Annotated in this window: 21 protein-coding genes, 2 tRNA genes and 1 pseudogene; 14 read left to right on the top strand and 10 right to left on the bottom strand. The window is 69.5% G+C overall.

Going from position 1 to position 25,131, the window contains the following annotated elements:
• Positions 1-2: 2 nt before the first annotated feature.
• The 4 genes from rsrA to KWI83_RS16420 all read right to left on the bottom strand — a co-directional run bounded on the left by rsrA (position 3) and on the right by KWI83_RS16420 (position 2,712).
• Positions 3-308 (bottom strand): mycothiol system anti-sigma-R factor, encoded by a 306-nt coding sequence (rsrA, locus tag KWI83_RS16435; protein ID WP_218515105.1) that lies wholly within the window; start codon positions 306-308, stop codon positions 3-5.
• Entirely contained in the window at positions 305-988 is a 684-nt protein-coding gene (gene sigR, locus KWI83_RS16430; protein WP_218515275.1) for an RNA polymerase sigma factor SigR, read from the bottom strand. Before sigR ends, rsrA begins: the two co-directional genes overlap by 4 nt.
• A 256-nt stretch (positions 989-1,244) precedes the next feature.
• A complete protein-coding gene (locus tag KWI83_RS16425; RefSeq protein ID WP_218515104.1) occupies positions 1,245-1,874 on the bottom strand; it encodes an alpha/beta family hydrolase in 630 nt (209 codons plus the stop codon).
• Positions 1,875-1,896: 22 nt separating this feature from the next.
• On the bottom strand, positions 1,897-2,712 hold the full coding sequence (locus KWI83_RS16420) for an SOS response-associated peptidase (protein ID WP_218515103.1): 816 nt from the start codon (positions 2,710-2,712) through the stop codon (positions 1,897-1,899).
• Positions 2,713-3,141: 429 nt separating this feature from the next.
• On the opposite strand from KWI83_RS16420, the gene KWI83_RS16415 reads away from it, so the two are divergent.
• The 11 genes and pseudogenes from KWI83_RS16415 (at position 3,142) to KWI83_RS16370 (ending at position 14,685) form a co-directional block, all read left to right on the top strand.
• Positions 3,142-4,116, top strand: a complete 975-nt coding sequence (locus KWI83_RS16415; RefSeq protein ID WP_218515102.1) for a carbohydrate ABC transporter permease — start codon at positions 3,142-3,144, stop codon at positions 4,114-4,116.
• The gene (locus tag KWI83_RS16410; RefSeq protein WP_308122070.1) at positions 4,106-5,011 is read left to right on the top strand and encodes a carbohydrate ABC transporter permease; all 906 of its coding nucleotides are present in this window, start codon (positions 4,106-4,108) and stop codon (positions 5,009-5,011) included. Before KWI83_RS16415 ends, KWI83_RS16410 begins: the two co-directional genes overlap by 11 nt.
• An 84-nt stretch (positions 5,012-5,095) precedes the next feature.
• A complete protein-coding gene (locus KWI83_RS16405; protein ID WP_218515101.1) occupies positions 5,096-6,379 on the top strand; it encodes an extracellular solute-binding protein in 1,284 nt (427 codons plus the stop codon).
• A gap of 185 nt (positions 6,380-6,564) precedes the next feature.
• Positions 6,565-7,902, top strand: a complete 1,338-nt coding sequence (locus tag KWI83_RS16400; protein WP_218515100.1) for a Gfo/Idh/MocA family protein — start codon at positions 6,565-6,567, stop codon at positions 7,900-7,902.
• A gap of 156 nt (positions 7,903-8,058) precedes the next feature.
• Positions 8,059-8,769 (top strand): GntR family transcriptional regulator, encoded by a 711-nt coding sequence (locus KWI83_RS16395; protein ID WP_218515099.1) that lies wholly within the window; start codon positions 8,059-8,061, stop codon positions 8,767-8,769.
• Positions 8,770-8,780: 11 nt separating this feature from the next.
• Positions 8,781-8,925 (top strand): annotated as a pseudogene (locus tag KWI83_RS40275) (transposase); the annotation flags it as partial.
• Between the two features lie 157 nt (positions 8,926-9,082).
• Entirely contained in the window at positions 9,083-10,753 is a 1,671-nt protein-coding gene (locus KWI83_RS16390; protein WP_218515098.1) for an RICIN domain-containing protein, read from the top strand.
• 337 nt (positions 10,754-11,090) lie between these two features.
• A complete protein-coding gene (locus KWI83_RS16385; protein ID WP_218515097.1) occupies positions 11,091-11,804 on the top strand; it encodes a M50 family metallopeptidase in 714 nt (237 codons plus the stop codon).
• Between the two features lie 86 nt (positions 11,805-11,890).
• Complete coding sequence (gene aroA, locus KWI83_RS16380; RefSeq protein WP_218515096.1) at positions 11,891-13,207, top strand: 3-phosphoshikimate 1-carboxyvinyltransferase; 1,317 nt, start codon at positions 11,891-11,893, stop codon at positions 13,205-13,207.
• A gap of 11 nt (positions 13,208-13,218) precedes the next feature.
• Positions 13,219-14,229 (top strand): ribosome small subunit-dependent GTPase A, encoded by a 1,011-nt coding sequence (gene rsgA, locus KWI83_RS16375; protein WP_218515095.1) that lies wholly within the window; start codon positions 13,219-13,221, stop codon positions 14,227-14,229.
• 132 nt (positions 14,230-14,361) lie between these two features.
• Complete coding sequence (locus KWI83_RS16370) at positions 14,362-14,685, top strand: multidrug efflux SMR transporter (RefSeq protein ID WP_218515094.1); 324 nt, start codon at positions 14,362-14,364, stop codon at positions 14,683-14,685.
• Between the two features lie 32 nt (positions 14,686-14,717).
• On the opposite strand, the gene KWI83_RS16365 is transcribed toward KWI83_RS16370, so the two are convergent.
• Positions 14,718-15,326, bottom strand: coding sequence for a TetR/AcrR family transcriptional regulator (locus KWI83_RS16365; RefSeq protein ID WP_218515093.1), 609 nt, complete (start codon positions 15,324-15,326; stop codon positions 14,718-14,720).
• Positions 15,327-15,542: 216 nt separating this feature from the next.
• Here KWI83_RS16365 and hisN point away from each other — a divergent pair, with 216 nt between their 5' ends.
• Together hisN and KWI83_RS16355 are read left to right on the top strand one after the other, a co-directional pair.
• Positions 15,543-16,343: a histidinol-phosphatase gene (gene hisN, locus KWI83_RS16360; protein WP_218515092.1), complete on the top strand. Its 801-nt coding sequence runs from the start codon at positions 15,543-15,545 to the stop codon at positions 16,341-16,343.
• A gap of 119 nt (positions 16,344-16,462) precedes the next feature.
• Positions 16,463-16,855, top strand: coding sequence for a cyclic nucleotide-binding/CBS domain-containing protein (locus KWI83_RS16355; RefSeq protein WP_218515091.1), 393 nt, complete (start codon positions 16,463-16,465; stop codon positions 16,853-16,855).
• Positions 16,856-16,974: 119 nt separating this feature from the next.
• Here KWI83_RS16355 and KWI83_RS16350 read toward each other — a convergent pair whose 3' ends face one another.
• A complete protein-coding gene (locus KWI83_RS16350; protein ID WP_218515090.1) occupies positions 16,975-18,429 on the bottom strand; it encodes a catalase in 1,455 nt (484 codons plus the stop codon).
• A 164-nt stretch (positions 18,430-18,593) separates the two neighbouring features.
• Here KWI83_RS16350 and KWI83_RS16345 point away from each other — a divergent pair, with 164 nt between their 5' ends.
• Positions 18,594-19,010 (top strand): Fur family transcriptional regulator, encoded by a 417-nt coding sequence (locus KWI83_RS16345; RefSeq protein ID WP_218515089.1) that lies wholly within the window; start codon positions 18,594-18,596, stop codon positions 19,008-19,010.
• A 90-nt stretch (positions 19,011-19,100) separates the two neighbouring features.
• On the opposite strand, the gene KWI83_RS16340 is transcribed toward KWI83_RS16345, so the two are convergent.
• The 4 genes from KWI83_RS16340 to KWI83_RS16325 all read right to left on the bottom strand — a co-directional run bounded on the left by KWI83_RS16340 (position 19,101) and on the right by KWI83_RS16325 (position 25,005).
• Positions 19,101-19,174 (bottom strand) — tRNA-Met (locus KWI83_RS16340).
• A 691-nt stretch (positions 19,175-19,865) separates the two neighbouring features.
• Positions 19,866-21,695 (bottom strand): tetratricopeptide repeat protein, encoded by a 1,830-nt coding sequence (locus KWI83_RS16335; RefSeq protein ID WP_218515088.1) that lies wholly within the window; start codon positions 21,693-21,695, stop codon positions 19,866-19,868.
• A gap of 225 nt (positions 21,696-21,920) precedes the next feature.
• Positions 21,921-21,994 (bottom strand) — tRNA-Met (locus KWI83_RS16330).
• 44 nt (positions 21,995-22,038) lie between these two features.
• Positions 22,039-25,005 carry a UPF0182 family protein gene (locus KWI83_RS16325; protein ID WP_218515273.1) on the bottom strand — a complete coding sequence of 989 codons (2,967 nt, stop codon included), beginning with the start codon at positions 25,003-25,005 and terminating at the stop codon, positions 22,039-22,041.
• Between the last annotated feature and the right edge of the window lie 126 nt (positions 25,006-25,131).

Raw genomic sequence — 25,131 nt, 5'->3', positions numbered from 1 at the left:
AGTCAGGACTCCTGTGCGGTGGCCGTCGTCACGTCGTGCTCGGGCACGGTCTGCCCGGAGCGGATCAGCTCGATCCGCCCCATCACCTTGGCGCGCAGGTCGGTGGGCACGTCGTCATGCCCGCAGCACCGCTTGACCAGCTTCTTCACGGCCTGCTCCAGGCCGTACTTCTCCAGGCACGGCGAGCACTCCTCGAAGTGCTGCTGGAACTTCTCGCGATCGACGTCCGGCATCTCACTGTCGAGGAACTCGTACAGATGGTCGAGGACCTCACTGCAGTCCGTCTCGTGCGGCTCTCCGCAGCTCATGAGCCCGAGCCTTTCGCTTCGTTCGACTCTCCGGCGCCGGCCGGGACCAGCCCACGCTCACGGGCGTAGTCCTCGAGCATGCCGCGCAGTTGACGGCGGCCCCGGTGCAGCCGGGACATCACCGTACCGATGGGTGTCCCCATGATGTCCGCGATCTCCTTGTACGCAAAGCCCTCTACGTCCGCCAGATAGACGGCGATGCGGAACTCCTCGGGGATCGCCTGCAGCGCTGCCTTCACGTCCGAGTCGGGCAGGTGGTCGAGCGCCTGCGACTCGGCGGAACGCAGGCCCGTCGACATGTGCGACTCGGCGCGGGCGAGCTGCCAGTCCTCGATCTCCTCGGCCGCGGAGCGCTGGGGTTCGCGCTGCTTCTTGCGGTACGAGTTGATGAAGGTGTTGGTGAGGATGCGATACAGCCACGCCTTGAGGTTGGTGCCCTCGCGGAACTGGTGGAAGGACGCGTACGCCTTGGCGTAGGTCTCCTGCACCAGATCCTCGGCATCGGCCGGGTTGCGTGTCATGCGCAGCGCGGCCGAGTACATCTGGTCGAGGAATTCGAGCGCGTCCCGTTCGAAGCGCGCACTGCGCTCCGCGGTCGTCTCCGCGCTGTTGCCCTGGCCCTCGGGCAGCTCCGCCTGGCCGTTGTCGGTCCCTGCGTCGTTACCGGTGACCGGACCCACCTCCTCAGGAATCTGGGCAGGACCGAACCCGGTCCCACCAGAATCGGAGGATAGACGACGATCCGCACCCGCCGCCGCTCGAATGGGGGCGGTCCTGGCCGCGTGCAGCACCGTCCAGTCCAGGTCAGTACGGCTGCGGCGGCTCGGGCAGAAGGTCGAACCCATGCGGCGGACTTCCTCTCCTACGACGTCGGTGCTGGTCATCAGCACTTCTGTCCGCCTCAACAGTGGTCGTGACCGGGGCATTCCCGAATCTTTACTTCAGTGACCCCGTCCACTTGACCACCGCGTCCGTGATCATGCCGACGGCCTGTTCCTGGCTGATCTGCGCCCGTTTCGGCACGGCGAAGCCGTGATCGCCGTACGGCACCTCGACCAGCTCGTACGCCCCGTCCGGGAACTCCTCCGGCTTCCCGAACGGGTCGTTTCCCCCTTGTACGACAAGGGTGGGCACCCCCGCGCCGAGCAGTTCCCCGGCGCGGGACCTCTCCGGCCTGCCCGGCGGGTGCAGCGGAAAGCTGAGGGCGAGCACGGCCGCCGCGCCGAGCTCCGTCGCCGTGCGGCAGGCCACCCGGGCACCCGCGCTGCGCCCGCCGGAGATCACGGGGCGCCCCGGCGTGGTCAGCGCGGGCCAGATGCCGCGCCAGCCGGCGTCCAGGGTCTTCGGCGCCGGTGCCACCTTCCTCCCGGCGACCCGCCAGGGCTGCTCCACCCGGGCGACGGTCACGCCGTGCCGGGGCAGCACGTCCGCGAGCGCCTTGAGGTCACGGGCCTCGATGCCGCCGCCGGCGCCGTGGCCGACGGCGAGGACGAGGCGGGCCTTGTGCGCCTTGTGCCAGGTGATACGGGCGGTGCCCGCGTCGGTTTCGACTGTCTCGGTGGTCACGTCGGTCACGTGGGAAGTCACATCAGAAGAGTGTGCCCTCCACCGGCCCCTCCAGCTCCTTCAGCAGCTCCGGGCCGTTGTTGCGGACGTTGGAGACGGCCGTCGTCACCGGGTAGGCGCGCATCAGGCCGGGCGGGGGCGCAGCGAGCAGCTCACGCAGGTCCTCGGGGTCGGTGCGGGACGGGTCGAGCCAGGCGTCCCAGCGGTCGGGGGTGAGCATCAGCGGCATCCGGGGGTGGATGTCGGCGAGCGTGTGCGGGCCCTCGGCGGGGGCCACGGCCAGCGGGCTGCTCTCGGCCTCGGTGGTGATCACCGAGCAGGTGACCCACCAGGCCTGCGGGTGGTCGTCGGGCAGCGTCCGGTCCCGCCAGAACTCGTACAGCCCCGCCATCGCGAAGACGGACCCGTCGGCGGGCAGCACGAAGTACGGCTGCTTGCGCGGCCGCTTCTTCTTGCCCTCGACCTCCAGGTCCCGCTCCTGCTTGCCGGTGACCCACTCGTAGTAGCCGTCGGCGGGCAGGATGCAGCGCCGGGCGGCGAAGGCGCGACGGAAGGCGGGCTTCTCGTGGACGGTCTCGGCGCGCGCGTTGATCATCCGGGCGGCGCCCTCCGGCGTCTTGGCCCAGGACGGGACGAGCCCCCACCTGAGCTTGCGCAGCTGCCGGACCGGGCGCGGGTCGGCCACGTCTTTCAGAGGGCGGTCCAGGACGGCGTGGACCTCCTTGGTGGGAGCCACGTTGTAGTCGGGCTCCAGGGTCTCCTCCGGATCCCACTTCTCGATCTCAAAGATTCCTGCGAGATCCTCGGGCCTACGACTCGCTGCATACCGTCCGCACATATCAAAACCCTCCGACCTGCGGAAACGCTGGATCATTGCCGCCTCGTCCAAGAGTGGCAGACCGTTGCCGAGCGTCGTCGCGGCGAACCAGTGTCGCAGGTCGTCGTTGCCGGGGCCGGAGGATCAACTCCCAATACATTGCATGTCATATATCACGTATGAAATGACAGCGACCGAGCGTACGAGCGCACCCCAGAGGTGTCAAGAGGCGGGGCAGACCCATTTCCCCCGGAATTCCCAAGTGCGCGGCGACGGCGACAAATCCTGCACGCAGCATTGACGACTCCCTCGCAGGACCCTACGTTGCCACGTCATACGACGTACTTCATACGTCATATATGACATGCAATCGAGCCGCCCGTCCCAGCTGCGGGCTGCTCACCGCAGGTGGTGCGGGCAGGCGGGCCGCACGATGTCAGGAGGCTTTGCATGACCGGCACTCAGGTGCGTCCGCTCGCGGACGCGGTGCCACCCGACGACCGGCGCTCCGCGAGTGCGCGGGAGGCCGGCCGGGCGCGTAAGCGGCGACGGCGCAAGGAGGCGCTCACCGCGTACCTTTTCCTGGCGCCATGGTTCGCCGGGCTGCTCTTCATCAGCGCGGGGCCGCTGCTGGCCTCGCTGTACCTGTCGTTCACCGACTACAGCCTCATCGGAGGCTCGAACTGGGTCGGCCTGGACAACTACACCCGGATGTTCGACGACCCTCGGTTCCTGAAGGCGTTGGAGAACACCACGATCTACGTCTTCGTCTCGGTGCCCCTGCAGCTGGCCTTCGCGCTGCTGCTGGCACTGGTGCTGGACCGGGGCGTGCGGGGACTGGCCATCTACCGCTCGGTGTACTACCTGCCCTCACTGCTCGGCAGCAGCGTGGCCATCGCCATTCTGTGGCGGAAGGTCTTCGGGGACGACGGCCTCTTCAACCACTTCCTCAGCCTGTTCGGCGTCGACGGGCGCAGCTGGATCGGCGATCCGTCCACCGCGCTGGGGACGCTCATCGTGCTGAACGTGTGGACCTTCGGCTCACCCATGGTGATCTTCCTGGCCGGTCTGCGGCAGATCCCGGCCAGCTACTACGAGGCCGCCAGCATGGACGGGGCCGGCAAGGTGCGGCAGTTCTTCCACATCACGGTGCCGCTGCTGACCCCCGTCATCTTCTTCAACCTGATTCTGCAGCTGATCGGCGCCTTCCAGTCCTTCACCCAGGCGTTCGTGGTCAGCGGCGGAAACGGAAGCCCCTCGGACTCGACGCTCTTCTACACGATGTACGTGTACACCAAGGGCTTCAACTCCTTCGAGATGGGCTACGCCTCGGCGATGGCCTGGTTCCTGGTGGTCATCATCGCCTGCCTGACCGCGGTGAACTTCCTGACGTCGAAGTATTGGGTGTTCTACGGTGACAAATGAGCTGAAGACCGACGACGACGCCGCCCGGGCCGGCCTGAACGACACGATGCTGGCCAGAGCCCTGCTCGCGGTGCGGGGGAAGAAACTCCTGATCCACCTCGGCCTGATCCTCTTCGGCCTGGTGATGCTCTATCCGCTGCTGTGGATGATCTCCAGCTCCCTGAAGCCGGAGGGGCTCATCTTCCGCGAGCAGGGGCTGATACCCACCAGCATCACCGCACAGAACTTCGTCGACGGCTGGAACGCGCTGACGAACCCCTTCAGTCACTACCTGCTCAACTCGCTGATCATCACGGGCGGTTCCGTACTGGGGAACCTGACGGCCTGTTCCCTGGCCGCGTACGCCTTCGCGCGCATGGAGTTTCCGCTGAAGCGCCTGTGGTTCGCGCTCATGCTGGGCTCCATCATGCTGCCCCTGCAGGTGGTGATCGTGCCGCAGTACATCCTCTTCAAGCAGTTGGACTGGATCAACACGTTCTACCCGCTGATCGTCCCGAAGTTCCTCGCCACCGACGCCTTCTTCGTCTTCCTGATGGTGCAGTTCATCCGGACGCTGCCGCGCGACCTGGACGAGGCGGCGCGGATCGACGGGGCCGGCCACTGGCGCATCTTCAGCCGGATCATCATTCCGCTGTCGCTGCCGGCGTTGGCCACCACCGCCATCTTCACCTTCATCTGGACCTGGAACGACTTCCTCAGCCAGCTGATCTTCCTGACCGATCCGGAGATGCACACCGTGCCGGTGGCCCTGCGCACCTTCCTCGACTCGTCGGGCCAGTCCGCCTGGGGGCCGATGTTCGCGATGTCGGTGCTCTCCCTCGGCCCGATCTTCGGCTTCTTCCTGGCGGGCCAGAAATACCTGGTCCGCGGGGTCGCCGTCACCGGCCTGAAGTAGCCCCAGGAACAGTACGTCTCCTCCCCCACCCCTCTCTCCCCCCACTGACTTCTACCCACTGGAACGCACCGAAGGAGAACTCCCGTGCTTCACCGACCGAGAACGAAAAGGCTGTGCGTGGCCCTCGCGGCCACGGGCCTCCTGACCGCCACCGCCGCCTGCGGAGGCGACTCGGGATCCGGCGACGACGGCAAGGTCACGCTCAACGTCAGCTGGTGGGGCGAGGCCAGTCGGCACAAGATCACTGAGGAGGCGATCGACGTCTTCGAGAAGGAGAATCCGGACATCACGATCAAGTCGTCGTACTCCGACTGGGACGCCTACTACGACCAGCTGACCACCAAGGTCGCCGGCGGGGACGCCCCGGACGTCTTCGCCATCGAGATCCGCAAGCTCGGCGAGTTCGCCCGCAACAACACGCTCGCCAATCTCAAGGGGCTGGTGAACACCGGCGATCTCGACCAGAAGCTGCTCTCCAGCGGCGCGGTGGACGGCACCCAGTACGCCATCCCCACCGGCGCCAACGCCTTCGCCGTGATGGCCAACCCCTCGGTCTTCGAGAAGGCCGGGGTCGACGTCCCCGACGACACGTCCTGGACCTGGGAGGACTACCAGGACGTCAGCGCCGAGCTCACCAAGGCCGGCGGCGACGGCGTCTACGGCACCCAGATCAACTTCAACGACGCCTTCCTGAACGTCTTCGCCGCACAACGCGGCGAGCCGCTCTACAAGGACGGCAAGATAGGCGTCTCGGCCGGCACCCTCGCCGACTGGTACAAGCTCAGCGCGGACATGATCAAGGCGAAGGGCTCCCCCGACGCCGCCCTCAGCAACGAGCTGGGCTCCAACAGCATCGAGCAGTCCCTCATCGGCACCAACCAGGGTGGCATGGGGATGTACTGGACCAACCAGCTCAGCGCCGCCAGCACCGCCTCGGGCCAGGAGATCAGCCTGCTGCAGATGCCGCAGGAGCAGGGGGCGACGAGCAGCGGCATGTTCCTCCAGCCGACGATGTTCTGGGCCGTCGGCGCACAGAGCAAGCAGCAGAAGGCGGCGGGCAAGCTCATCGACTTCCTCGTCAACGATCCGCAGGCGGGCAAGATCCTGGGCAGCGACCGCGGGCTGCCGATGAACAGCAAGGTCCTCCAGGAGATCAAGGGCGACCTGCCCGCACCCGACCAGGCCTCGCTGGCCTATGTCGACAAGGTCCGCGACAAGCTGGCCGACCCGCCCTCCGCCTATCCGGACGGCGCCGCCGACATCCCGGACATGCTGGAGCGCTACGGCCAGGAAGTCATCTCCGGCAGCAAGACCCCGCAGGACGCCGCCGAGGGATTCCTGCAGGAGGCGAACAGCACGCTCGGCTGATCCCCGCCCCGCTGACAACCGGCGTGCCCTGCCCGGCCCCACCGGCCGGGCGGCTCGCCGCCCCCGGGCACGCCGTCGCGCGGCGTGAACCGCCTGAACCACCTGAACCACCTGACTGAACCGCCTGAATCACTGAACCGCCTGTATCGCCTGACCCCCGAAGACCCGCTTTCGAGGAGCCGCCTGTGGAATCGCGTGGCAAACGCCGCTACGCCGTCGTCGGGCTCGGCCACCGCGCGCAGATGTACGTCGACGCGCTGCTCGGTGACTGGAGCGACACCGGAGAGATCGTCGCGCTCTGTGACACCAACCGGACCCGGATGGACTTCTACAACCAGCGCATGGCCGCGGCGGGCCGTGGGCCCGTGCCGTGCTTCGGGCCGGACGGCTTCACCGAGATGCTGGAGGGAGCCGACGCGGTGCTGGTGACCTCGGTGGACGCCACCCACGCCCACTACGTGTGCGCCGCTCTGGACGCCGGGGTGGACGTCGTGGTGGAGAAGCCGCTCACCACGGACGCGGAGGGCTGCGCGGCGATCGCGGCCGCGGCCGAGCGCAGCACCGCCCAGATCATCGTCACCTTCAACTACCGTTACTCGCCGCGGAACACGGCGCTGCGGCGGCTCATCGCCGACGGCGCCGTCGGCCAGGTGACCTCCGTGCACTTCGAGTGGGCGCTGGACACCATCCACGGCGCGGACTACTTCCGGCGCTGGCACCGGGACCGGACGCGCTCCGGCGGCCTGCTGGTGCACAAGTCCACCCATCACTTCGACCTGGTGAACTGGTGGCTGGACGCCAGCCCCGAGCTGGTCTTCGCCCAGGCGGACCTGCTCTTCTACGGCAGCGAGAACGCCCGCGGACGCGGCCTGGGCCCGCGGCCCGCGCGCGGCACCGGCGCGCCCTCGACCGACACCGACCCCTTCCTGCTGGACATGTCGCGCGACGAACGGCTCGCGCGGCTCTACCTCGACGCCGAGCACGAGGACGGCTATCTGCGGGACCAGGACGTGTTCGGCGACGGAGTGACCATCGACGACACCATGGCGGTGCTGGTCCGCTACGACAACCGGGCGATGCTGACCTACTCGCTGCACGCCCACGCGCCCTTCGAGGGCTACCGGGTGGCGGTGAACGGCACCGAGGGCCGGGCCGAACTGGAGGTCTGCGAACGCGCCTGGACGCCGCCACAGGCCGCCATCGACCCCTCGGCGCGCAGCAAGGAGAACGCCGAAGGAACGTGGGAACGGCTGACCCTGCAGCGGCACTGGTCCCCGCGGGAGGAGATCGCCCTGCATGACGGAGACGACGGAGACGACGGACGGCGGGCGGGCGGCGGGCACGGCGGCGGCGACCGGCTCCTGCTCGACGACGTCTTCCGCGGCCCCACCGGGGACCCCCTGGGCCGGCAGGCGGGCTATCGCGACGGCATCCGCAGCGTGCTCGTGGGTGTCGCGGCGAGCAGGTCGGCCGACACTCACCGGCCGGTGCGGCTGGTGGAGAACGGCACCCGCCTCGGATGACCCCCGCTCGACACCTCGCCCCCGGCCGACGCCGTCCCCGACCCCGCCCAGGTCCACCCGGCGCTCCCGCGGGACTCCGCGGTCCGCCAACGTCCAGCGCCCTACGATGACGCTATATATGACATATGACAGACGAGACCTGAGAGCTGTTGCCGCATGAATGTGCCCGTGCCCGGCACCACACCGGTCGTCCCCGTCCCCTCCAGGACCCAGTTCGTCCTGGAGCACCTCACGCAGGCCATCCTCACGGGCCAGCTCCCGCCGGGACAGCCGCTGGTCGAGAGCGAGCTGGCCGGGCGGTTCGGGGTGTCCAAGACCCCCGTCCGGGAAGCGCTCAAGACGCTGGCCGGACGCGGACTGGTGGTGATGAGCGAGTACAAGGGCGCGGCCGTGCGCGCCGTGGACGCGACCATGGCCCGCTCCGTCTACGACGTGCGGCTGATGCTCGAACCGGAGGCGCTGCGCCGCAGCATCCTCGCGCAGTCGGACTTCGCCGGCGCCCAGGCGGCGCTGGATCGCGCCGACGCCGCCGAGGACCGGGCCGGCCGCTCCCTGGCCAACCGGGATTTCCACCGCGCGCTCTACCACCCGTGCGGCAACCCGCTCCTGGTGCACATGCTCGACGACCTGCGCGACCAGGCGGCGCTGGTCTCGACGGTGGCCTGGGAGTCCACCCCCAGCTGGGAGCGGGAGGCGGAGGAGCACCGGCGGATCCTCACCCGCGCGCTGGAGGGCGACGCGGCCGGCGCCGCACACCTGCTGTACGACCACATCGCGGGATTCGTGCGCCGCGCCTTCCCGCAATCCGCGCCGGGCGAGGAGCGGGAGCCGGACATCGCGCCCCGGCCCGAGGCGGCCGGCCAGTAGCGAACCCGGACACCTACCGACGCGGCAAGGACCAGCGCACCCCGTCCCTGGCCGGCCCTTTCGGTGATCTGCGCGCTGGAATCGGGCCGCGGCTCGTGGACCGCTCCGTTGGACGCTCTGCGTCTGGTGCCGGGGGACGACGCCGCGGTCACCGCGGGAACGCCAGACGGTTTGTCTGCTCCAAAAAAGATAGCGCTTTCTGTCCATTCCGTTGACGGGTTCATGGCGAATTGCTACGTTCCGAACCCATTGGGAGCGCTCCCCCTCTGTGCATCTATCCGGATCCGCACACTTTTGGAAAGGGGTCAGCACCATGTCCTCACCATCCTCGCCTCCGCGCGAACGACACGGCCGGAGACATCGGCACAGCTGGATCACCCTCGCGATAGCAAGCGCTTTCGCCCTTCTGCTGGGCCTGTTCGGCGCGAGTCCCAGTCACGCCGAGCCGGCATCCGACACCTGGTACGTCATCCAGTCCCGCCACTCGGGCAAGGTCCTGGACATCCAGGCCCGCAGCACCGAGGACGGGGCCGGCCTCATCCAGTGGTCCCGCTCCGACGCCACCAACCAGCAGTTCCGCTTCCTGGACGCGGGCGACGGTTTCTACCGCATCCAGGCCCGCCACTCCGGCAAGGCTCTCGACGTCTTCGAGTGGAACCCCGACAACGGCGCACAGATCGTGCAGTGGACCGACCTCGGCGAAGAGAACCAGCAGTGGCGGTTGGACGACCTCGGGAACGGCTACCACCGGTTCATCAACCGCTTCAGCGGCAAGGCCCTCGACGTCTGGGAGTGGTCCACCGCCGACGGCGCCCGCATCTCCCAGCACACCCCCCACGACGGAGTCAACCAGCAGTTCGCCCTCATCCCCGTCGAGGGCGGCGGCAGCCAGCCGCCGGCCGGCGATGCGCTGTACGTGGCGCCGAACGGGAGCGACAGCGCAGCCGGAACGCAGTCGAACCCGACGACGCTCACCTCGGCGATCTCCCGCGTCACTCCCGGCGGGACGATCTACATGCGCGGCGGCACCTACCGCTACTCGCAGACCGTCACCATCCCGGCGGGCAAGAACGGCACCTCGGGCGACCGCACCGAACTGGCCGCCTACCCGGGTGAGACCCCCGTGCTGAACTTCTCGGCGCAGAGCGAGAGTTCGTCCAACCGCGGACTCGCCGTGAACGGGTCGTACTGGCACGTCAAGGGCCTCGTCGTCGAACGGGCCGGGGACAACGGCATCTTCGTCGGCGGCAGCAACAACGTCATCGAGCGCACGGTGACCCGCTTCAACCGGGACACCGGGCTGCAGCTGTCCCGGATGACCTCCACCACCCCCAAGGACCAGTGGCCGTCCAACAACCTCATCCTGAGCGCGGAGTCGCACGACAACGCCGACTCCGACGGCGAGGACGCCGACGGCTTCGCCGCGAAGCTCACCTCCGGCCCCGGGAACGTCTTCCGCTACGCCGTCGCCCACAACAACATCGACGACGGCTGGGACCTCTTCACCAAGACGGACACCGGCCCCATCGGCGCGGTGACCATCGAGGACTCCCTCGCCTACGACAACGGCACCCTCAGCAACGGCGGCCAGGCCGGCAACGGTGACCGCAACGGCTACAAGCTCGGCGGCGAGGACATCGGGGTCGATCACATCGTCCGGCGCAGCATCGCCTACGGGAACGGCAAGCACGGGTTCACCTACAACCGCAACACCGGCACGATGCAGATCTCGGACAACGTCAGCATCGGCAACGAACAGCGCAACTTCAACTTCGACTCCGGCAGCAGGTCGGTGTTCCGGGACAACACCTCCTGCGACGGCGGTTCGAACGACCGGATCATCGGCAACTCCGACAGCTCGAACCAGTGGTGGACGGGTTCGAACGGCTCCCGGTGCTCCTCCTACAGCGGCGCGCTGGGCTGGTCCTTCGCCTCGGACGGCCGCCTGGTGGTGACCTTCGGCGGCAAGGTGGTGACGCCGTAACCGACCCCGGCGGACCCACCCCGCCTGAGGCTGTGCAGCTGCGGCCGCCGACGCCGGGAGCTGTTCAGCACGCCCGAACAGCTCCCGGCACGGCTCCAGCCCTTCGGCAGCCCCGCGCCCAGGAGGCGGGCACCCACGTTGACCATGCCCGTCGTGCCGGTGGCGGCACACAGTCAGCACGGTAGCGGCAGAGCCCCGGATCACTCTGGGGCTCTGCCGCTGTGACCTGCATGTTTGCCGTCAGGAACGACCCCTGCTACATCGGCGTCTCAGATACCGGCCGCACATACGTGCCACACTGCCAGACCTCGCCGACAACAGGGAGCGCCCCGGAAACATGGACAGCACGACAGCCACCTCTCTCTGGGACGAACTCGTCGGCACCCAGCCCGACCCCGACCTGTGGGTCGTACTCGCCACCCTGGCCGCGGCCCTCGCCGTGATCGTCCCGCACGGGCTGTGGCGCGTCGCACGCAACGCCATCACCATCGCCCACGAGGGCGGCCACGGTCTGATCGCGCTGCTCACCGGCCGCACCCTGACCGGCATACGCCTGCACTCCGACACCAGCGGCCTCACGGTCAGCCGGGGCAAGCCGTACGGCATCGGCATGATCCTCACCGCTGCCGCCGGGTACACCGCTCCCCCGCTGCTGGGCCTCGGCGGCGCCGCGCTGCTCGCCACCGGGCGCATCACGCTGCTGCTGTGGGTGGCGACGGCCCTGCTGGTGGCGATGCTGGTGATGATCCGCAACGCGTACGGCGTCCTGACCGTCTTCCTGACCGGCGGCGCGTTCCTCCTGGTCTCCTGGTTGGCGGGGCCCCAGGTGCAGGCGGCGTTCGCGTACGTGGTGGTGTGGTTCCTGCTGCTCGGCGGAGTGCGCCCGGCGTTCGAGCTGCAGGGGAAACGGCGGCGGTCAGGCGCGGGTGACTCGGACGCCGACCAGTTGTCGCGGCTGACGAACGTACCGGCGGGGCTGTGGCTGTTCCTCTTCCACGTGGTGTCGCTGAGCTCGCTGATCGGTGGCGGGCGCTGGCTGCTGGAGCTGTGAGCGGCTGGCGATGGCGCGCCGTCGACTGCCCGACCAGCCACAACGCACCCGTACCCGAACCACCGCCGCCTACTAGAGTGGGGCCCATGGCGCAGAACCCCGCAGACACCGCCCTCTGGCCCGCCCCGCACGCGAGCGGAGCCGTCGACGCGACGGTCCACGTGCCCGGGTCCAAGTCGGTCACCAACCGCGCCCTGGTGCTGGCCGCCCTCGCCTCCGAGCCCGGCTGGCTGCGCCGCCCGCTGCGCTCCCGCGACACGCTGCTGATGGCCGGTGCCCTGCGGGCGATGGGTGTCGGCATCGAGGAGGGCGTGGGCCCGGACGGCACCGGCGAGGCGTGGCGCGTGCTCCCGGCGGGGCTGCGCGGCCCGGCCACCGTCGACGTCGGCAACGCCGGCACGGTGATGCGCTTCCTGCCGCCGGTCGCCGCGCTCGCCGACGGGCCCATCCGCTTCGACGGCGACCCGAGGTCGTACGAGCGTCCCCTGAACGGCGTGATCGACGCACTGCGCGTGCTCGGTGCCCGGATCGACGACGACGGCCGCGGCGCGCTGCCGCTGACCGTGCACGGCGGGGGCGCGCTGGACGGCGGCCCGGTCGAGGTCGACGCCTCGTCGTCGTCCCAGTTCGTCAGCGCCCTGCTGCTGTCCGGCCCGCGCTTCAACCAGGGCGTGGAGGTCCGCCACATCGGCTCCACGCTGCCGTCCATGCCGCACATCCGGATGACCGTCGACATGCTGCGCGCGGTCGGTGCGCAGGTCGACACCCCCGAGTCGGGCGGCGAGCGCAACGTCTGGCGGGTCACGCCGGGCGCCCTGCTGGGCCGGGACCTGACGATCGAGCCGGACCTGTCGAACGCCCAGCCGTTCCTGGCGGCGGCCCTGGTCACCGGCGGCAAGGTGCTGATCCCGGACTGGCCGTCCCGCACCACCCAGCCCGGCGACCGGCTGCGCGAGATCTTCACCGAAATGGGCGGTTCCTGCGAACTGACCGACTACGGCCTGGTGTTCACCGGCTCGGGCTCGATCCACGGCATCGACGTCGACCTCGGCGACGTGGGCGAGCTCACCCCCGGCATCGCGGCGGTCGCCGCCCTCGCCGACTCCCCCTCCACGCTGCGCGGCGTGGCGCATCTGCGGCTGCACGAGACGGACCGTCTGGCCGCGCTCACCAAGGAGATCAACGAACTCGGCGGTGACGTCACCGAGACCGCCGACGGTCTGCACATCCGCCCGCGCCCGCTGCACGGCGGGATCTTCCACACGTACGAGGACCATCGCATGGCCACCGCCGGCGCGATCATCGGCCTCGCGGTGGAGGGCGTACAGATCGAGAACGTGGCGACGACGGCGAAGACCCTGCCGGACTTCCCCGACCTGTGGACCGGGATGCTCGGGGCGTAGGGGTCACCGCCATGCGCCGCTACGGCAAGCACACCGACGAGGACGACATCCGTTCCCGCCCCAACCGCAAGGGCAACCGGCCGCGTACGAACATCCGCCCGAAGCACGAGGACGCGGCCGAGGGCATGGTCCTCACCGTCGACCGGGGCCGCCTGACGTGTCTGGTCGAGGACCGTGTGGTGATGGCGATGAAGGCCCGCGAGCTGGGCCGCAAGGCGGCGGTGGTCGGCGACCGGGTGGCCCTCGTCGGCGATCTGTCCGGCAAGAAGGACACGCTCGCGCGGATCGTGCGCATCGAGGAGCGCACATCGGTGCTGCGGCGCACCGCGGACGACGACGACCCGTACGAGCGCGTGGTCGTCGCCAACGCCGACCAGCTCGCCATCGTCACCGCCCTCGCCGACCCCGAGCCACGCCCACGCCTGATCGACCGCTGCCTGGTCGCGGCCTACGACGGCGGCCTGGACCCGCTGCTGGTGCTGACCAAGTCGGACCTCGCCCCGCCCGACAAGCTCCTGGAGCTCTACGGCGACCTGGACATCCCGTACGTCGTCACCAGCCGCGAGGAGCTGGAGAACGGCGATGCGGCCGAGCGGGTGTTCGAGCAGCTCCAGGATAAGATCACGGCGTTCGTCGGCCACTCGGGCGTGGGCAAGACGACCCTGGTCAACGCGCTGGTGCCCAAGGAACGGCGGCGGCTGACGGGGCATGTGAACGCGGTGACCGGACGCGGCCGCCACACGACGACCTCGGCCCTGGCGCTCCCGCTCACCGGCACGGACGGCTGGGTCATCGACACACCGGGCCTACGGTCGTTCGGGCTCGCGCACATCGACCCGTCCCGGGTCATCCACGCCTTCCCCGACCTGGAGCCGGGCACGGCGGGCTGCCCGCGCGCGTGCAGTCACGACGAGCCGGACTGCGCGCTGGACGCGTGGGTGGCCGAGGGGCACGCCGATCCCGCCCGGCTGTACTCGCTGCGGCGGCTGCTGGGGACGCGCGAGCGGAAGGAAGGGGACTGACCGTCGCGTTGTTTCTCTTCACGCGGGGTTTGTCTTGGGGCCGGTTCGGTAAGGGCATAATCGCAAAAGCCGGATGCCAACCCTGACAAACGCCTGACACGCGGTCACGGGGAGAAACGGGGAGGACAGCACATGGCGTGGCTGCTGGTCATCGTGGCCGGGTTGCTCGAAACCGGCTTCGCGGTCTGTCTGAAGCTGTCGCACGGCTTCACCAGACTCTGGCCGACCATCGCGTTCTGCATCTTCGCGATCGGCAGCTTCGGCCTGCTGACGCTCTCTTTGAAGAAACTCGACGTGGGTCCCGCGTACGCGGTGTGGACCGGCATCGGCGCGGCCGGGACCGCCATCTACGGCATGGTCTTCCTCGGCGACATCGTCTCCACGCTGAAGATCGTCTCCATCAGCCTGGTCATCATCGGCATCATCGGCCTGCAACTGTCCGGCTCGGCGCACTGAGGCGTGCTTCCGCGCGCTGAGGCGTACGGGGCTCACACCGGCTGCCGGTGCAGGGCGCCGCGCACCAGGTCCGTGACGCCGCCGTCGCCGGGCGGTGCGGCCACGCAGGACAGCGCGAGACGGACGACCAGTTCGCAGGAGCGGGCCAGGTCGGTCGTGTCCGACGAGGGCACGCCGGGTCCGGCCAGCACCGCGACGGCACGGTCGCGGACCTGCGCCACGAAGTCGCCGGGCGAGGGCAACGCGCCGTCGGCCCGGCGCTGCGCGGGGACGGCGGAGGAGGACGGGACCGCGGTGAGGGTCGGCGACGGCAGCCACTGGCTCCAGCAGCCGGTGAGCATGGCGCGCACGAGCGCGTTCTCGCGGGCTGCCACGATGGTCCACTCGGCGGCCGCCATGAGCCGCTCGCGGGGGTCGCTGTGCGTACCGAGGGCCCGGTCGACGCCGGCGAGATACCCGTCGGCCTCCCTGCGCACCAGCGCCCGGGCGAGCCCCTCCTTGCTGCCGAACTCGTTGTACAGCGTCTGCCGGGACACCCCGGCCGCCGCGGCCACGTCCACCATCCGCACCGCGGCCCACGGCCGCCGCGCGAGCGCCGTATAGGCGGCGTCCAGCAGGGACTCCCGGGCAGCAGGCATCATCGCCTCCCTGGGGGGACGGACTCTGCGCCCAGATTTGACGGCTGTGGGGGCACTGTCAAGGGTTCGTGCAGATCGTCGGGGTTGGGGGGCGGGGGGAGGTGAGGGGCGAGTGCGCAGACTCCCCGCGCCGGGCCGTGCGCCCCGCCCGCCCGGGCGCGACCCGCCGCCACCGCCCCCTGTAGCCCCGTACCGACCACGGCAGATACCGTTCCTCACATGCCCGACTATCTCGACGACCTGCGTCTTGCCCACGTCCTCGCGGACGCCGCCGACGCCGCGACGACGGACCGCTTCAAGGCCCTCGACCTGAAGGTCGAAACCAAGCCCGACATGACGCCGGTCTCCGAGGCCGACCGGGCCGCCGAGGAACTCATCCGCGGCCACCTCCAGCGCGCCCGCCCGCGCGACGCGATCCTCGGCGAGGAGTACGGCGTCGAGGGCACGGGCCCCCGCCGCTGGGTCATCGACCCCATCGACGGCACCAAGAACTACGTACGCGGCGTCCCCGTCTGGGCGACCCTGATCTCCCTGATGGAGGCGGCGGAGGGCGGCTACCAGCCCGTCGTCGGCCTCGTCTCCGCCCCCGCCCTGGGCCGCCGCTGGTGGGCCGCGAAGGGCCACGGCGCCTTCAGCGGCCGCAGCCTCACCTCCGCGAGCCGACTGCACGTCTCGCGCGTCGCCAAGCTCTCGGACGCCTCCTTCGCGTACTCCTCCCTCTCCGGCTGGGAGGAGCAGGGCCGCCTGAACGGCTTCCTGGACCTCAGCCGCGAGGTGTGGCGCACGCGCGCGTACGGCGACTTCTGGCCGTACATGATGGTCGCCGAGGGCTCGGTCGACATGTGCGCCGAACCCGAGCTGTCGCTGTGGGACATGGCCGCGAACGCCATCATCGTCACGGAGGCCGGCGGCACCTTCACCGGCCTCGACGGCCGCGCCGGCCCGCACAGCGGCAACGCGGCGGCGTCGAACGGCCTGCTGCACGACGAGCTGCTGGCGTACCTCAACGAGCGTTACTGAACGCCCACTTGTTGACCCCCGCTTTACCTGCCACCCTGAAAGTCCCCCCACTTGTGAACTTGTGAAACGGTGAACAAACAGAACACACGGCGGGGACACTTCAGGAGGTGGCTCCATCCATGTTCGTACGTGACGCCATGAGCACAGTCGTCCTCACCATCGGCCCCACCCACACCCTGCGCCAGGCCGCCGCGCTGATGTCCGCCCGTCGGGTCGGCGCGGCGGTGGTGCACGACCCCGACGCCGGCGGCATCGGCATCCTGACCGAGCGCGACATCCTGAACTCCGTGGGTCTCGGCCAGGACCCGGACACGGAACACGCCCACGACCACACCACCACCGACGTCGTGTTCGCGGCCCCGTCGTGGACCCTGGAGGAGGCGGCCCACGCCATGGCACACGGCGGCTTCCGGCATCTCATCGTCCTCGACGGCGGCGAACCCGCCGGCATCGTCTCGGTCCGCGACATCATCCGCTGCTGGGCACCGGTACGGCAGCAGGTACCGGCCTGAGCACACCTGCTGACAGGCACACGGACGGGCCCTCGTAGCACACGGACGGGCCGGATCCCCTCGTACGTCGTACGGAGATCCGGCCCGTCCACTCGGCAAGCGGTCCAGTGCTGGTGGTGTCAGCCGCGCAGGGCCTGGACCGCGGCCTCCAGCCGCTTGCCGAAGTCGGCGTCCGCCTGACGGAAGTTGCCGATCGCGCGCTCGATGATGTCCTCGCGCGAGACCTGCGAGAGGGAGCCCGCCAGGTTGTCGATCAGGCGCTCCTTCTCGTCCTCCGGCATCAGCCGGTAGAGGTTGCCCGCCTGGACGAAGTCGTTGTCCTCGGCGTGCACCGGGGCCGGGTGGTTGCCGGTGCCGGCGGTGAAGCCGTCGAACGGCTGCCACAGCGCACGGCCGGTCTGCGCCGGGCCCCCGAAGCTGTTCGGCTCGTAGTTCTTCGTACCGCCGTGCCGGCCGTCGTACAGGAAGCCGTCACGGGAGTTGGTGCGCGCCTCGGTGGCGTGCGGGCGGTTCACCGGCAGCTGGTCGGCGTTGATGCCGACGCGGTAGCGGTGGGCGTCGCCGTACGCGAAGAGGCGGCCCTGGAGCATCTTGTCCGGGGACGGGCCGATGCCCGGCACGAAGTGGGCGGGGCTGAAGACCGACTGCTCGACCTCCGCGAAGATGTTCCGCGGGTTGCGGTTGAGCTCCAGCTTGCCGATCTCGACGACCGGGTAGTCCGCGTGCGGCCACACCTTGGTCAGGTCGAACGGGTTGAAGCGGTACGTCGCCGCCTCGGCCGCCGGCATGATCTGCACGCCCACGGTCCAGGACGGGTACTCGCCCCGCTCGATGGCCTCGCGCAGGTCGCGCTGGTGCGAGTCGGGGTCCTTGCCCGCGAGGATCTCCGCCTCCTCGGCGGTGAGGTTCTTGATCCCCTGGTCGGTCTTGAAGTGGTACTTGACCCAGAAGACCTCGCCGGCCTCGTTGTTCCACTGGAAGGTGTGCGAACCGAAGCCGTCCATGTGGCGGTACGAGGCGGGGATGCCGCGGTCACCGAACAACCAGGTCACCTGGTGCGTGGACTCGGGAGACAGGCTCCAGAAGTCCCAGACGTTGTCCGCCTCCTGCGAGCCGGTGTACGGGTCGCGCTTCTGGGTGTGGATGAAGTCGGGGAACTTGATGGCGTCCTTGATGAAGAACACCGGGGTGTTGTTGCCGACGAGGTCGTAGTTGCCCTCCTCGGTGTAGAACTTCAGCGCGAAGCCACGCGGGTCGCGGACGGCGTCCGCCGCGCCGAGGTTGCCGGCCACCGTCGAGAAACGCAGGAAGACCTCGGTCCGCTTGCCGACCTCGGAGAGGAACGCGGCCCGCGTGTACTTCGTGACATCGGCGGTCACCGTGAAGGTGCCGTAGGCACCGGCGCCACGGGCGTGCACGACACGCTCCGGGATGCGCTCACGGTTGAAGTGGGCCAGCTTCTCCAGCAGGAGCTGGTCCTGGACGAGCACGGGACCACCGACGCCCGCGGTCTCGCTGTTCTGATTGTCGGCGACCGGAGCACCGGCCTCCGTCGTGAGCGGTCCCTGGGTCACGTGCGCCTCCTGCGTCATGCCGTGCGTGTTCCTGCTCCTCGGCCGGTTTCCTGTCCCTCGGCCAGAGCCGTACTCGATCCTACAATGGACTTTGTCTAAGTCAAGGAGAGCTCCAAAGTCACACCTGTTCGGAGTTTGGGCTCCCTGCTGCTAGGCTGGTCCTCATGAGTGACCTTCTGGAACGGCTGCGCGGACGCGGATGGCGGATGACCGCGCAGCGGCGTGTTGTGGCCGAGGTCCTCGACGGCGAACACGTCCATCTGACGGCCGACGAGGTGCACGCCCGGGCTGTCGCCAAGCTGCCCGAGATCTCCCGGGCGACCGTCTACAACACGCTGGGCGAGCTGGTCTCCCTCGGTGAGGTGCTCGAGGTCACCACGGACAAGCGCGCCAAGCGGTACGACCCGAACGCGCGCAGCCCGCACCACCACCTGGTCTGCGCCCAGTGCGGCGCGATCCGCGACGTCCACCCCACGGGCAACCCCCTGGCCGACCTGCCCGACTCGGAGCGCTTCGGCTTCACGGTCTCGGACGTCGAGGTGACGTACCGCGGCCTGTGCCCGAACTGCGCGTCGGCGTGAGCACGCGGTTTCTGCTTCGTCCGCTGCCCTGCAGCAGCACAAAACCGAGGGCCGGAATCCAGTGACTGGATTCCGGCCCTCGGCCTTCAGTAGCGGGGACAGGATTTGAACCTGCGACCTCTGGGTTATGAGCCCAGCGAGCTACCGAGCTGCTCCACCCCGCGTCGGTGAATGCAACGTTACGTCAAGACCGCCGACAGAAGCAAATCACTTGAGAACCCCTGCTCAGCGGCCTACCGCCGCAACGGTATGGCTGCCCGCCGCGGCAACTGCCGCGGCACCGCGGGGTAAGCGGCCACCCCCGCCACGGCGCCGTAGCTTCCGTCGCGGGCCACAGCGCCGTGACTGCGGACCGCCGCACCCCTGGCCAGGGCAGCAGCACCTCCCGCCACACCTGCGCGGCACGGCCGTACGCGCCGCCCGGTCCTGCGGACAGCCGCACCGCCGGGACGACAGCCCACCTCGCAGCGGCTTTCGGCGCACCGGCATACCTACGGACAGCCGCACCACTCGGACGACAGCCCACACCCCAGCACACCGCTCGGACGACAGCCCACACCCCAGCACACCGCTCGGACGACAGCCCACCCCCAGCACACCGCCCGAACCACAGCCCACCCCACAGCCGCTCCCACCACACCGGCATACCTACGGACAGCCGCACCACTCGGACGACAGCCCACACCTCAGCACACCGCTCGGACGACAGCCCACCCCACAGCCGCTCACGCCGCTGGCGTAGCTGCGGGCAGTCGTGCCGCTGGGGCGGCACGGGTGGGCGCAGCGGCACCGCGTCGGCGCGGGCGGGGCACCCCACCCCCCAGCAGCAACGCCGGGCAACCGGTCGGCGCAGCGTCACGCCGACAGCTCCTCCCGCAACGCATCCCGCAGCCGCGCCGCCCGCTCAGCCACCTCCCCAGGCCCCAGCGACACCGCCCGATCGGCCCACCGCTGCCCCTCCGCCAGTTCCCCCCGACGCGCGTAGACGAGGGCAAGCCGCAACGCCGCCCGCCCATGCCCCGCGTCGGCCGCCCGCGTCCACCACACCGCCGCCTCCGGCTCACTCCCCTCCCGAGCCAGCAGCAGCCCCAGATTGAACGCCCCGTTCCGCGACCCCGCCTCAGCCGCCTCCCGGTACCACCGAGCGGCCTCGACCACATCCCCCCGCGCGGCCGCGAGCATCCCCACCCGCACCTGCGCCCGCCGATGCCCCTGCACCGCCGCCCGCTCGTACCACTCCTCGCACTCGGACTTCTCCTGCGCCGGCTCCCCCAGCTCGTGCGGCGACACCGGCGGCCGCCGCGCGTCGAGCAAAGCCGCCAGCCGGTACGCCGCCTCCGCGCTGCCGCCCCCCGCCGCGCACCGCAGATGCCGCTCCGCCGCCGACTCGTCCCCGTCCCGCAGCCGAGCCATCCCGACCTGCAACGCCGCCTCGATGTGCCCGTCGGCCGCCGCCCGCTCGTACCACCGCAGCGCGGCCGTGTCCTCGCCCCGCTTGGCGTACAGAATCCCCAGATTGAAGGCGGCGTCGACGCTCCCCGCCTCCGCCGCCTTGGAGAACCACGGCTCCGCCCCGGTCTCGTCACCCCCCTGAAGCAGCAGGATCGCCAGCGCGTTCGCCGCCTCCCGGTGCCCGGCGTACGCCGCACGCCGGTACCACTGCTCGGCCTGCCCGATCCGCCCCTGCTCGGCGCAGAGCAGCCCGAGGTTGTACGCCCCGTTGACGTCTCCGGCGTCCAGGGCAGCCCGGTACCATCGCTCGGCGGTCTGCGTCTGCCCGCGCTCGGCGTGCAGCGCGCCCAGCGCGTTCGCCGCGTTGCCGTCACCGTCCTGCGCGGCCCGCAGCCACCACACGGCGGCGCTCTCCTCGTCCCCCGCGTCCCGCAGCAGGAACCCGAGCGCACAGGCGGCCCGCGGCTCCCCGTCCTTCGCGGAGGTCAGATACCAGCGCCCGGCTTCCTTCAGCTCCCCGCGCTTCTCCAGGATCGCCCCGAGATGCAGCGCGGCCCGCCGATGCCCGCGCGCGGCGGCCTGCCGGTACCACTGCTCGGCCTCCTCCTCCGGAGCAGCACCGCCGACGGCCCCGACACCGTTGTCAGCCCCGGCCCCGCCCTCGCGCACCGCTCTGCGATCAAGCGTCCGCGCCAGCCGGTACGCCGCCTCCCGGTGCCCCCGCTCGGCGGCGACCCGCATCCACTGCTCGGCGGCGTCGTCCCCCCGGTGCTCCAGCAGATCGGCCAGCGCGTACGCCCCCAGGACGTGCCCCTGCTCGGCGGACTGCCGCAGCCAGTACTCGGCGGCCGGCTCGTCGCCCCGCTCCCGGTGATGCCGCCCGAGGGCGTGCGCGGCGGCCGCGCTGCCCGCGACGGCGGCGATCCGCCACCATCCGGCGGCCTCGTCGGCGTACCCCCGCTGGTGCAGCAGGACGCCCAGATTGTTCGCGGCGGCGCGGTCGCCCTCGGCGGTCGCGGCGCGCAGATGGGGTTCGGCTCCGTCGAGATCGCCACGGCGCAGCAGCATGGCCCCGAGGACGCTCATCGCCTCGACGTCACCGGCCTCGGCCGCGAGCCGCTGACGCGCCTCCTCGGCCGCCTCGCCCGTTTCGTCCCGGGTCTCCTCCTGACCGGCGGGCTGCACAAATCGCCCTGTCTCGAACAGAGTTGCCTTGTCCCCCATAACGTCCATCGTCGCACCACCTGCAACCTGGGTACACCTGGTATACCGCAGCCAGTGAGGTCACTTCAGCGTTTTGTCGACATGCCCACAGAGAGACAAGTCAAACACAGATCTCCCAACTCCCCACGGCGGCACGGCGATCCCACACGTCGGCACATGTGTTCGCACACCACGAAGGCCCGGATCCTTGGAGGATCCGGGCCTTCGACCAGGCCGACATCACGTCGACTTCAGTAGCGGGGACAGGATTTGAACCTGCGACCTCTGGGTTATGAGCCCAGCGAGCTACCGAGCTGCTCCACCCCGCGTCGTTGTTCGGCAACCGTATCACGACGCGGGAGGAGCTTTTCGATCAGCCGCTCCGCGGGCTGCCGGTGGGACTCGGACTACCGGTGGGACTCGGGCTGCCGGTGGGACTCGGGCTGCCTGCTGCGCCGCCGGCGCCGCCGGCCCGCGACTGCGCCTCCTCGGCGCGCCGCAGCGCCGCCTCCAGGTCCTGCTGCGCCCTTCCGTACGCCTCCCAGTCGCCGTTCTTCAACGCCTCCTGGCCGGCCTCGAAGGCCTTCTGGGCGTCGTTGAGCGCCTGCTGGACCGTCGGGTTCTCGTTCGTCGGCGGCGGCGTCGTGGTGTCGCCGTCGCCCTCGTCGGCATCCTCCTCCGGCGGCGGGGTCGAACCCTCCGCGCCGAACACCTTGTTGAGGGCCTCGTCGAGGGTGTCCTCGAACGCGGTGTTGCCGCCGTAGCTCACCAACACCTTGCGCAGCAGCGGGTACTGGAGTCCACCACCGCGTACGTAGACCGGCTCCACGTAGAGCAGGCCGCCGTCCAGCGGTACCGTCAGCAGGTTGCCGTACTCCACCTCCGAGTCGCCGCCTCTCAGCAGCCGGATGGATTCGGCGATGTCCTGTTCGGAGTTGAACTGGCTCTGTACCTGCTTGGGTCCGTTGACCGTCGTGCTCGTCGGCAGTTTCAGGATTCTGATCTTGCCGTAGTCACTCTTGCCCGCCTCGGCGTCGACCGCCATGAACGCGCTGAGGTTGTCCCGGCCGTTGGGCGTGAAGGTCGTCGTCAGTGAGAACGCCTGTTCCTTCTGGTCGGGCATCTTCATGCTGAGGTAGTACGGCGGCACCGCGTCGCCCGACTTGTTGGTCGGGTCGTCCGGCACCTGCCACACCTCGCTGCCGCTGAGGAACGTGTCCGCGTCCTTCACGTGGTAGCGGGTCAGCAGCTCGCGCTGGACCTTGAACAGGTCCTGCGGGTACCGCAGATGAGCCATGAGCGCGTCGGAGATCCCCGACTTGGGCTCCACCGTACCGGGGAACGCCTTCATCCAGGTCTTCAGGACCGGGTCCTGGGTGTCCCACTGGTAGAGCTTGACCTCGCCGGTGTACGCGTCGACGGTCGCCTTCACCGAGTTGCGGATGTAGTTGACCTGGTTCTGCTGGGCCACCACCGCGCGCTGGTCGTTGGTCGCGGTCAGCGAGTCGGCGGTGGTGTCGCCGAGGGTCGTACGCGAGGCGTACGGGTATCCGTTCGTGGTCGTGTACGCGTCGACGATCCACTGGATCCGGTGGTTGACGATCGCCGGGTAGGCGTCGCCGTCGATGGTCAGCCACGGGGCGACCGCCTCGACGCGCTCCTTGGGCGTGCGGTTGTACAGGATCCGCGAACCATCGCCGATCGCACCGGAGTAGATGATCTGCGGCTCGTTGAGCGCCACCGCGTAGGCGGCCCGGTTTATCGGGTTCTCGAGGTCGACGCCGCCCTTGCCCTCGTAGCTGTAGGTCTTCTCACCACTGTCGTCGGAGTAGTCGATCTCCTTCTGGGGACCGCCGACGATCGAGTACGTGTTGGTCTTCTCGCCGTAGTAGATCCGCTGCTCGTACGAGCCGAGCTTGCCCTTGGAGGGCAGGTCGGACTCGGTGAAGACCGGGCGGCCCTCGGAGTCCACGGAGGTGCCCTCCGCGGCGACCACGCCGTATCCGTGGGTGTAGCGGAAGTGGTTGTTGATCCAGTTCTTCTTGTCGATGCCCGCGTAGTTCAGCTCCCGCAGACCGATGACCGTGTCCTGCTCCTTGCCGTCCTCGCCGTAGCGGTCGACGTCCAGGTTGGTCGGGAACGCGTAGTACTTCCGCATCTGCTGGAGCTGCTGGAAGGTCGGCGAGATGATGTTCGGGTCCATGATGCGGATGCTCGCCGTGGCATCGACCTCATCCCGCAGCTTGCTGGCGTCCTTGGTGTTCGCCGTGCCCGAGTACTCGGTGACCTGCGTGCCGTCGATGCCGTACGCCTCACGCGTCGCCGTGAGGTTCTTCTCGACGTACGGCGCTTCCTTGGCCTGCTCGTTCGGCTGGACCTGGAACTTCTGCACGATCGCCGGGTACAGCCCGCCGATCAGGATCGCCGACAGCACCATCAGACCGAAGCCGATGAGCGGCAGCTGCCAGGTGCGCCGCCAGATCGTCGAGAAGAACAGCAGGGCGCAGATGACGGCGATGCAGAACAGGATCGTCTTGGCCGGCAGATAGGCGTTGGCGTCGACGTACCTCAGGCCCGTCCAGTTGTCCGTCGCCTTGAAGTCGCTGGACTTGACCGCCAGGCCGTACCGGTCGAGCCAGTAGGCGACCGCCTTCAGGGCGACGAAGAAACCGATCAGCACCGACAGATGTCCGGTCGCGGCGGCCGTGGCGCGCGCGCCCGGGCTGGTGACGCGCAGCCCGCCGTACAGGTAGTGCGTGAGCGCGGCGGCGATCAGGGAGAGGATCGCGGCGGCGAAGCCGAAGCCGAGCAGGAACCGGTACCAGGGCAGGTCGAAGGCGTAGAACGCGACGTCCAGCTGGAACTGGGGGTCCTTCTGCCCGAACGGCACGCCGTTGACCCACATCAGCCAGGTCCGCCACTGCCCGGACGCGGACGCGCCGGCGATCAGGCCCACCAGGGCCGTGATCCCGAGCAGCAGCCACTTCTTGTACGGCGCGATGCCCATCCGGTAGCGGTCGAGACTCTGCTGCTCCATCGACATCGCGCTCAGCGGGGGGCGCAGCCGGTGGGCCAGCCAGATGTTGAACCCGACGGCGACGGCCATGAGCAGGCCGAAGACGAAGAAGAGCCCGATCTTGGTCCACAGGGTGGTGGTGAAGACGGACGAGTAGTCCACCGACCGGTACCACAGCCAGTCCGTCCAGAAGCCCGCGAACATGGTGAACGCCATGCCGAGCACGGCTAGGACGCCCAATGTCATGAGCAGGGTCCGGACACGCCGGGACGGGCGGCCCACTCTGATCCGTGGCCCCGTCGGGCCTCCGCCGCGGTCCGGCATCTGGAAAGCCAAGGTGGCACCTCGAAAATCGCTGTTGGTCTGTCAGGCCCCCGTTTTCGCGGGCCGTCGACGGGCCCCGTGATCGTAGGCCCTACCTATGCAACTTACTCACCCTTTACTCGGTTC

This window comes from Streptomyces sp. TRM70350 (assembly GCF_019219825.1).
Classification (GTDB): Bacteria; Actinomycetota; Actinomycetes; order Streptomycetales; family Streptomycetaceae; genus Streptomyces.
The sequence above is the reverse complement of the archived record's forward strand: the minus strand, read 5'-3'. Positions and strand labels throughout refer to the sequence as shown.

Excerpts from the sequence above, each read along its gene's own strand:
- KWI83_RS16415 (WP_218515102.1), top strand. The coding sequence starts at position 3,142 with ATGACCGGCACTCAGGTGCGTCCGCTCGCGGACGCGGTGCCACCCGAC.
- aroA (WP_218515096.1), top strand. The coding sequence starts at position 11,891 with ATGGCGCAGAACCCCGCAGACACCGCCCTCTGGCCCGCCCCGCACGCG.
- KWI83_RS16420 (WP_218515103.1), bottom strand. The coding sequence starts at position 2,712 with ATGTGCGGACGGTATGCAGCGAGTCGTAGGCCCGAGGATCTCGCAGGA.
- KWI83_RS16345 (WP_218515089.1), top strand. The coding sequence starts at position 18,594 with ATGAGTGACCTTCTGGAACGGCTGCGCGGACGCGGATGGCGGATGACC.
- rsrA (WP_218515105.1), bottom strand. The coding sequence starts at position 308 with ATGAGCTGCGGAGAGCCGCACGAGACGGACTGCAGTGAGGTCCTCGAC.
- hisN (WP_218515092.1), top strand. The coding sequence starts at position 15,543 with ATGCCCGACTATCTCGACGACCTGCGTCTTGCCCACGTCCTCGCGGAC.
- KWI83_RS16365 (WP_218515093.1), bottom strand. The coding sequence starts at position 15,326 with ATGATGCCTGCTGCCCGGGAGTCCCTGCTGGACGCCGCCTATACGGCG.
- KWI83_RS16325 (WP_218515273.1), bottom strand. The coding sequence starts at position 25,005 with ATGCCGGACCGCGGCGGAGGCCCGACGGGGCCACGGATCAGAGTGGGC.
- KWI83_RS16370 (WP_218515094.1), top strand. The coding sequence starts at position 14,362 with ATGGCGTGGCTGCTGGTCATCGTGGCCGGGTTGCTCGAAACCGGCTTC.
- KWI83_RS16385 (WP_218515097.1), top strand. The coding sequence starts at position 11,091 with ATGGACAGCACGACAGCCACCTCTCTCTGGGACGAACTCGTCGGCACC.
- rsgA (WP_218515095.1), top strand. The coding sequence starts at position 13,219 with ATGCGCCGCTACGGCAAGCACACCGACGAGGACGACATCCGTTCCCGC.
- KWI83_RS16390 (WP_218515098.1), top strand. The coding sequence starts at position 9,083 with ATGTCCTCACCATCCTCGCCTCCGCGCGAACGACACGGCCGGAGACAT.
- KWI83_RS16395 (WP_218515099.1), top strand. The coding sequence starts at position 8,059 with ATGAATGTGCCCGTGCCCGGCACCACACCGGTCGTCCCCGTCCCCTCC.
- KWI83_RS16335 (WP_218515088.1), bottom strand. The coding sequence starts at position 21,695 with ATGGACGTTATGGGGGACAAGGCAACTCTGTTCGAGACAGGGCGATTT.
- KWI83_RS16355 (WP_218515091.1), top strand. The coding sequence starts at position 16,463 with ATGTTCGTACGTGACGCCATGAGCACAGTCGTCCTCACCATCGGCCCC.